This is a genomic window from Microbulbifer sp. 2205BS26-8, assembly GCF_030731025.1.
Lineage (GTDB): Bacteria > Pseudomonadota > Gammaproteobacteria > Pseudomonadales > Cellvibrionaceae > Microbulbifer > Microbulbifer spongiae.
In genome coordinates this window covers 1-5937 of record NZ_JAVAMR010000080.1, presented here as the reverse complement: position 1 = coordinate 5937, position 5937 = coordinate 1, and the positions used below count along the sequence as shown (strand labels likewise).

The window sequence follows — 5937 nt, the reverse complement described above, 5'->3', positions numbered from 1 at the left end:
TTGGAGGGTTGTCTGAGGTTGGGGAGGCGCCTGAAGCGCAGTTTCATTTTCGGCGCAGATCGCTGCGAGAAAGCACTTGCTTCAGCAGCCCGGATGTGTAGAATACGCGTCCCGCAGTTAGGGCCTGGCGCCCAGCTGAGTTGTTTAAAAATTCGATCAAGCAATATGTGTGGGTGCTTACGGATCGGTGGATCGATACAACGATTTATCGGAAGTAAGTAACTCGAACAATTCGATTTACGTTTTATTCCGAGCAAGACTTAAGCCTGATTGGGGACCTTATTCCGGTTCTTGAGAAAGGCGACTCTTTAAACTGAAGAGTTTGATCATGGCTCAGATTGAACGCTGGCGGCAGGCCTAACACATGCAAGTCGAGCGCGAAAGTTCTTCGGGACGAGTAGAGCGGCGGACGGGTGAGTAACGCGTGGGAAATTGCCCAGTAGTGGGGGACAACATTCGGAAACGGATGCTAATACCGCATACGCCCTACGGGGGAAAGCGGGGGATCTTCGGACCTCGTGCTATTGGATATGCCCGCGTCGGATTAGCTGGTTGGTGAGGTAAAGGCTCACCAAGGCGACGATCCGTAGCTGGTCTGAGAGGATGATCAGCCACACTGGGACTGAGACACGGCCCAGACTCCTACGGGAGGCAGCAGTGGGGAATATTGGACAATGGGCGCAAGCCTGATCCAGCCATGCCGCGTGTGTGAAGAAGGCCCTAGGGTTGTAAAGCACTTTCAGTGGGGAGGAAGGCCTTAATGTTAATAGCATTGAGGATTGACGTTACCTACAGAAGAAGCACCGGCTAACTCCGTGCCAGCAGCCGCGGTAATACGGAGGGTGCGAGCGTTAATCGGAATTACTGGGCGTAAAGCGCGCGTAGGCGGTTAGTTAAGCTGGATGTGAAAGCCCCGGGCTCAACCTGGGAACTGCATTCAGAACTGGCAGGCTAGAGTACGAGAGAGGGCAGTGGAATTTCCTGTGTAGCGGTGAAATGCGTAGATATAGGAAGGAACATCAGTGGCGAAGGCGGCTGCCTGGCTCGATACTGACGCTGAGGTGCGAAAGCGTGGGGAGCAAACAGGATTAGATACCCTGGTAGTCCACGCCGTAAACGATGTCTACTAGCCGTAGGGCTCCTTGAGGGCTTTGTGGCGCAGCTAACGCAATAAGTAGACCGCCTGGGGAGTACGGCCGCAAGGTTAAAACTCAAATGAATTGACGGGGGCCCGCACAAGCGGTGGAGCATGTGGTTTAATTCGAAGCAACGCGAAGAACCTTACCAGGGCTTGACATCCTCGGAAGTCTGCAGAGATGCGGATGTGCCTTCGGGAACCGAGTGACAGGTGCTGCATGGCTGTCGTCAGCTCGTGTCGTGAGATGTTGGGTTAAGTCCCGTAACGAGCGCAACCCTTGTCCCTAGTTGCCAGCACTTTGGGTGGGAACTCTAGGGAGACTGCCGGTGACAAACCGGAGGAAGGTGGGGACGACGTCAAGTCATCATGGCCCTTACGTCCTGGGCTACACACGTGCTACAATGGTTGGTACAGACGGTTGCTAAGCCGCGAGGTGGAGCTAATCCGAGAAAACCAATCGTAGTCCGGATTGGAGTCTGCAACTCGACTCCATGAAGTCGGAATCGCTAGTAATCGTGAATCAGAATGTCACGGTGAATACGTTCCCGGGCCTTGTACACACCGCCCGTCACACCATGGGAGTGGGTTGCTCCAGAAGTGGCTAGTCTAACCTTCGGGGGGACGGTCACCACGGAGTGATTCATGACTGGGGTGAAGTCGTAACAAGGTAGCCCTAGGGGAACCTGGGGCTGGATCACCTCCTTAAACGATGATCGAGAGTCGTTTCGTAAGTGCTCACACATATTGCTTGATCGACCTGATGGTATTGAAGTCAGTGAAGCCCGTTGGGCGGGTCTAGTGCCCTGGATCAGATCCCGAGGGCAAAACGTAGAGATTTTTTCTTCTTGCGGTTTAGTGAGAGGGAAAGAGATCGAGTTTGAGGCCTGTAGCTCAGCTGGTTAGAGCGCACCCCTGATAAGGGTGAGGTCGGCAGTTCAAGTCTGCCCAGGCCTACCAAATTTTCCTCATACATTGTTACATAAAAGCTTGTGTACTAGAGTACGCTACGCTTTCATGTGCCTCGTCTGAGAGAAATTAACCCTTAACCCGCAAGGGTGATAACGCAGAGATTTTTTTGACTGGTAAGGCGCGTGATGAGCGAATGAAGGAGCATACATCAGTATGTGACTGAGTGAGCGAAGAGCAGCAACGCAGCCAGGCGGAAAAAGATCCAGTTAGCACGGGGCTATAGCTCAGCTGGGAGAGCGCCTGCTTTGCACGCAGGAGGTCTGCGGTTCGATCCCGCATAGCTCCACCATTCCACACTGGCAGCAGAGATCAGAAAACTGGGTTCTTGGAGGTTTCTCGCGGTTTGAGAACAAGAGTCCAGCTTTCTGGTTTTTACATCAGATGCTCTTTAACAAGGTGAAACATTTTGTAGTAATACACTGCAAGGCGAGGTTGGGTTGCTGTTCTTTTGTTAGGACGGTACTCAACATCAATTATGTGTGTCTCTCAAGCACACAATCCGGCGTTCAGGCCAATGATTTATTGTTGAGTCTGAATGTTAAAAGTCGTTAGTAGTCGTTTGTGTTGTATGGTCAAGCGACTAAGCGTATACGGTGGATGCCTTGGCAGCTGGAGGCGATGAAGGACGTAGGAGCCTGCGATAAGCCCTGGGGAGCTGGCACACAAGCTTTGATCCAGGGATTTCCGAATGGGGAAACCCACCTGTTTACAGGTATCACATACTGAATTCATAGGTATGTGAGGCGAACCCGGGGAACTGAAACATCTAAGTACCCGGAGGAAAAGAAATCAACCGAGATTCCCTTAGTAGCGGCGAGCGAACGGGGATTAGCCCTTAAGCGTTTTATGTTTTAGTGGAAGGATCTGGAAAGTTCCGCGATACAGGGTGATAGCCCCGTACACGAAAAGGCATTTAACGTGAAAACGAGTAGGTCGGGACACGTGTTATCTTGACTGAACATGGGGGGACCATCCTCCAAGGCTAAATACTCCCAGCTGACCGATAGTGAACCAGTACCGTGAGGGAAAGGCGAAAAGAACCCCGGAGAGGGGAGTGAAATAGACCCTGAAACCGTATACGTACAAGCAGTAGGAGCCCTACGGGGTGACTGCGTACCTTTTGTATAATGGGTCAGCGACTTATTGTTTGTAGCAAGGTTAACCGTTTAGGGGAGCCGTAGGGAAACCGAGTCTTAACAGGGCGTTTAGTTGCAGGCAATAGACCCGAAACCCGGCGATCTATCCATGGGCAGGTTGAAGGTTGAGTAACATCAACTGGAGGACCGAACCCACTAATGTTGAAAAATTAGGGGATGACCTGTGGATCGGAGTGAAAGGCTAATCAAGCCGGGAGATAGCTGGTTCTCCTCGAAAGCTATTTAGGTAGCGCCTCGCGTCTCACCCACGGGGGTAGAGCACTGTTTGGGCTAGGGGGTCATCCCGACTTACCAACCCCATGCAAACTCCGAATACCGTGGAGTGCAATCGCGGGAGACACACGGCGGGTGCTAACGTCCGTCGTGGAAAGGGAAACAACCCAGACCGCCAGCTAAGGTCCCAAATACCAGTTAAGTGGGAAACGATGTGGGAAGGCCCAGACAGCTAGGAGGTTGGCTTAGAAGCAGCCATCCTTTAAAGAAAGCGTAATAGCTCACTAGTCGAGTCGGCCCGCGCGGAAGATATACCGGGGCTCAAACTGGTAACCGAAGCTGCGGATGCTCTTAGGAGCATGGTAGAGGAGCGTTGTGTAAGCCGCTGAAGGTTGACCGGGAGGTTGGCTGGAGGTATCACAAGTGCGAATGCTGACATGAGTAACGATAAGGGGGGTGAAAAACCTCCCCGCCGGAAGACCAAGGGTTCCTGTCCAACGCTAATCGGGACAGGGTTAGTCGGCCCCTAAGGCGAGGGCGAAAGCCGTAGTCGATGGGGAACAGGTTAATATTCCTGTACTTGCTATTGCTGCGATGGAGTGACGGAGAAGGCTAGGCCAGCATGGCGATTGGTTGTCCATGTTTAAGGTTGTAGGCTGGGGACTTAGGCAAATCCGGGTCCTTAAGGCTGAGAGCTGATGACGAGTCTCTATTTTGAGACGAAGTGGTTGATGCCCTGCTTCCAGGAAAAACTTCTAAGCTTCAGGCAATAGTGAACCGTACTCTAAACCGACACAGGTGGTCAGGTAGAGAATACCAAGGCGCTTGAGAGAACCCTGGTGAAGGAACTAGGCAAAATGGTACCGTAACTTCGGGAGAAGGTACGCCGGTTTTGGTGATGGGACTTGCTCCTTAAGCTGAGGCCGGTCGAAGTGACCAGGTGGCTGCGACTGTTTATTAAAAACATAGCACTCTGCAAACTCGTAAGAGGACGTATAGGGTGTGACGCCTGCCCGGTGCCGGAAGGTTAATTGATGGGGTTAGCTTAGGCGAAGCTCTTGATCGAAGCCCCGGTAAACGGCGGCCGTAACTATAACGGTCCTAAGGTAGCGAAATTCCTTGTCGGGTAAGTTCCGACCTGCACGAATGGCGTAACGATGGCCACGCTGTCTCCACCAGGGACTCAGTGAAATTGAAATCGCTGTTAAGATGCAGTGTACCCGCGGCTAGACGGAAAGACCCCGTGAACCTTTACTACAGCTTTGCACTGAACTTTGAGCCTATTTGTGTAGGATAGGTGGGAGGCTTTGAAGCGGTCACGCCAGTGATTGTGGAGCCGTCCTTGAAATACCACCCTGGTATGTTTGAGGTTCTAACTCAGGTCCGTGATCCGGATCGAGGACAGTGTATGGTGGGTAGTTTGACTGGGGCGGTCTCCTCCCAAAGAGTAACGGAGGAGTACGAAGGTGCACTCAGCATGGTCGGAAATCATGCAATGAGCATAATGGTATAAGTGCGCTTGACTGCGAGACAGACATGTCGAGCAGGTACGAAAGTAGGTCATAGTGATCCGGCGATTCTGAATGGAAGGGTCGTCGCTCAACGGATAAAAGGTACTCCGGGGATAACAGGCTGATACCGCCCAAGAGTTCACATCGACGGCGGTGTTTGGCACCTCGATGTCGGCTCATCACATCCTGGGGCTGAAGCCGGTCCCAAGGGTATGGCTGTTCGCCATTTAAAGTGGTACGCGAGCTGGGTTTAGAACGTCGTGAGACAGTTCGGTCCCTATCTGCCGTGGGCGTTGGAGATTTGAGAAGAGTTGCTCCTAGTACGAGAGGACCGGAGTGAACGAACCTCTGGTGTTCCGGTTGTCACGCCAGTGGCATTGCCGGGTAGCTATGTTCGGACGGGATAACCGCTGAAAGCATCTAAGCGGGAAGCCTCCTTCAAGATAAGATCTCCCTGACTCCTTGAGAGTCCTGAAGGGCCCTGGAAGACTACCAGGTTGATAGGCTGGGTGTGGAAGCGTTGTGAGGCGTTGAGCTAACCAGTACTAATTGCCCGTGCGGCTTGACCATACAACAGAGATGGTTACTGGCGACTGAGCGAGTGGATTGTGTATAGAAAGGCACACAACAGGCGGCTTGCGGTGTATTACTACAGGGTGTTTTACCGAATGATTTGGGGTTATCGCCGGTCAACAACATGATCGAGGCAAACAGCGATAACACGGCGGGCAGAGTTAAGGCTCTTAAGACCAACGCCACCCCGAGCCAGTTTGCCTGACGGACATAGAGCTGTGGAACCACCTGATCCCTTGCCGAACTCAGCAGTGAAACGCAGCATCGCCGATGGTAGTGTGGGGTCTCCCCATGTGAGAGTAGGTCACTGTCAGGCTTTTAAAAGAGAAAACCCCTGCAGGGAAGCCTGCGGGGGTTTTGTTTTTTTGGGGTATAT

2 tRNA genes and 3 rRNA genes are annotated in these 5937 nt (G+C 52.5%); all 5 read left to right on the top strand.

Annotation, left to right across the window (positions count from 1 at the left end):
* The first annotated feature begins 310 nt into the window (after positions 1-310).
* The 5 genes from Q5Y71_RS16245 (at position 311) to rrf (ending at position 5877) form a co-directional block, all read left to right on the top strand.
* Positions 311-1843, top strand: a 16S ribosomal RNA gene (locus tag Q5Y71_RS16245).
* A gap of 175 nt (positions 1844-2018) precedes the next feature.
* Positions 2019-2095 (top strand) — tRNA-Ile (locus Q5Y71_RS16240).
* A 225-nt stretch (positions 2096-2320) separates the two neighbouring features.
* Positions 2321-2396: transfer RNA gene (locus tag Q5Y71_RS16235), tRNA-Ala, on the top strand.
* Between the two features lie 281 nt (positions 2397-2677).
* Positions 2678-5558 (top strand): 23S ribosomal RNA (locus tag Q5Y71_RS16230).
* A 203-nt stretch (positions 5559-5761) separates the two neighbouring features.
* Positions 5762-5877 (top strand): 5S ribosomal RNA (rrf, locus tag Q5Y71_RS16225).
* The 16S, 23S and 5S rRNA genes sit together here with 2 tRNA genes alongside, the layout of an rRNA operon.
* Positions 5878-5937 lie beyond the last annotated feature (60 nt).